The sequence below is a fragment of the Nocardia sp. NPDC050793 genome (assembly GCF_040654065.1).
Lineage (GTDB): Bacteria > Actinomycetota > Actinomycetes > Mycobacteriales > Mycobacteriaceae > Nocardia.
On the sequence record NZ_JBFAHG010000045.1, the window covers coordinates 1 to 1,023 of the forward strand.

Genomic DNA, 1,023 nt, shown 5'->3' on the forward strand with positions numbered 1-1,023 from the left:
TTCTGGGCCGAGCAGGCCGAGCGGCTGCACTGGCATCAGAAGTGGACACAGGTCCTGGACTGGAGCGACGCACCCGTCGCCAAGTGGTTCGTCGACGGCAAACTCAACGTCGCCTACAACTGCGTGGACCGCCACGTCCTCGACGGACACGGCGACCAGGTCGCCATCCACTGGGAAGGCGAACCCGGCGACTCCCGCGACATCACCTACCGGCAACTGCTCGACGAGGTATCACAAGCCGCCAACTACCTGACCGAACTCGGACTCGAGACCGGCGACCGAGTCGCCATCTACATGCCGATGGTGCCCGAGGCGATCGTATCGATGCTCGCCTGCGCCCGCCTCGGACTCACCCACTCGGTGGTCTTCGCCGGCTTCTCCCCCACCGCGCTGCGCCAGCGCGTGGACGACGCACGCGCCCGGCTCGTCATCACCACCGACGGGCAATGGCGCCGCGGCAAGGCCGCACCGCTCAAGGAAGCCGTCGACGAAGCGCTCTACGCCCACGGCGACACTCCCTCCAGCGTCGAGCACGTGCTGGTGGTGCGGCGCACGAACATCGAAGTGCCCTGGACCGACGGCCGTGACCTGTGGTGGCACGAGACAATCACCCAAGCCTCGACCGAACACCAAGCCCAACCCTTCGACGCCGAACACCCACTGTTCATCCTCTACACCTCCGGCACCACCGGAAAACCCAAAGGCATCCTGCACACCTCCGGCGGCTACCTCACCCAAACCTCCTACACCCACCACTACGTCTTCGACCACAAACCCGGACAAGACATCTACTGGTGCACCGCCGACATCGGCTGGGTCACCGGACACAGCTACATCGTCTACGGACCCCTCTCCAACCGCACCACCCAGATCGTCTACGAAGGCACCCCCAACTCACCCACCGAACACCGGCACTTCGAGATCATCGAAAAATACCGCGTCACCACCTATTACACCGCCCCCACCCTCGTCCGCACATTCATGAAATGGGGCCGGGAGATCCCCGCCGCGCACGACCTATCC

1 protein-coding gene is annotated in these 1,023 nt (G+C 64.6%); it reads left to right on the forward strand.

Annotated features, from left to right (window positions below; genetic code table 11):
- Nucleotides 1–1,023 (forward strand): AMP-binding protein (locus AB0H50_RS35645; protein WP_357461705.1); only part of this gene is annotated, 1,023 nt, incomplete at both ends.